Annotated in this window: 1 protein-coding gene; it reads left to right on the forward strand. The window is 45.2% G+C overall.

All coding sequences use genetic code 11. The features are described from left to right. Nucleotides 1-295: 295 nt before the first annotated feature. Nucleotides 296-1,386 (forward strand): group II intron reverse transcriptase/maturase (gene ltrA / locus JX360_RS17380; RefSeq protein ID WP_244353508.1); only part of this gene is annotated, 1,091 nt, incomplete at its 3' end.

Consider the following 1,386-nt stretch of genomic DNA (forward strand, 5'->3'; position numbering starts at 1 on the left):
AGGCGGTACATCGGAACAAGTGAAGTCATTGTCGTTCTGTAAAACCGTAAAGGGGAAGCAGACATCGTAAGGTTGCGGTGAGGCAATGGCGGCAGACTGCATCGTAGTAGTGCTGAAGTGGCTGTAATGGTCATGGAGCGAAGGGTGCAGCATGTTTGTGTTTCAGTAATTATTTACAACCAGCAATGGGATGATAGATTATTATGAGACAAAGTCGCAACCAATAACCAGAGTGATGGTTTGGCAGGCGTACAAGAAAGTAAAGCAGAATAAAGGCGGTTCAGGAGTAGATGGTATGACTTGGGCGGAGTTGGACAACAACTTGTCGAAGCATATGTACAAGCTTTGGAATCGTCTGAGTTCGGGCAGTTACTTTCCTGACCCTGTTAAGGCTGTAATGATACCTAAAAAGGGTGGAGGGACAAGACCTCTTGGCATTCCCACCCTTTTAGATCGTATCGCACAGCAAGTTGTTAAGCACCATCTTGAATTGCAATTAGAGCCGCTGTTTCACAAAGCATCGTATGGGTATAGACCCAAACGAAGTGCCCATGATGCAGTGGCTCAAAGTCAGCGGAATTGTTTCAACCACGACTTTGCCATAGACATCGACATCAAAGGGTATTTCGACAACATCGATCACGACCTGATGATGCAAGCACTACGGCACTATTGCAAGGATAAATGGGTGCATCTGTACGTGGAGCGTTGGCTTAAAGCTGATGTTTTACAAGAGATGAACCTTCGCAGACGTACAACAGGCACACCACAAGGAGGGGTGATTAGTCCACTTTTGGCAAATCTCTTTCTACATGTGGTTTTCGATAAATGGATGGATAAGTTTCATCCCGAGAAGCCCTTTGAGCGATATGCGGATGACATCATCGTACACTGTAAAACAGAGAAGCAAGCGCTTTTCATGCTGCGAGCAATAGAGCAACGAATGCGAGCTTGCAAATTGACACTACATCCTGAAAAGACCAAAATTGTGAACCTGCGCGGAAAAGCGGAAAAACAGTATCCGAGGAAATATGATTTTCTTGGTTTCAGTATTCGCCCAATACGCAGGTTTGTAAACGGAAGGTGGCTATTACTGCCTGGCACTTTTGCAAGTCAAAAGTCCAAGAAAGCCATTCGTGAGAAGTTCGGGGAACTGGAAATTCACAAGTGCAGAGTTCCCATAGAGGAATTAGCGCGAAGGTTAAATCCAATCATCCGAGGACTGATCAACTACTACCATAAATTTTGGCAAGCAGGGATGCGAGATGTATGGAACGGCTTAAACCATCGGCTACTCAAATGGGTGAAATGGGAGAAGGGGTTGTATAAGTACGCATCGGTAAGATGGCTCAAAAAGCAGTACAAAGAAACCCCAAATCTATTTGC

This window comes from Thermostichus vulcanus str. 'Rupite' (assembly GCF_022848905.1).
Lineage (GTDB): Bacteria > Cyanobacteriota > Cyanobacteriia > Thermostichales > Thermostichaceae > Thermostichus > Thermostichus vulcanus_A.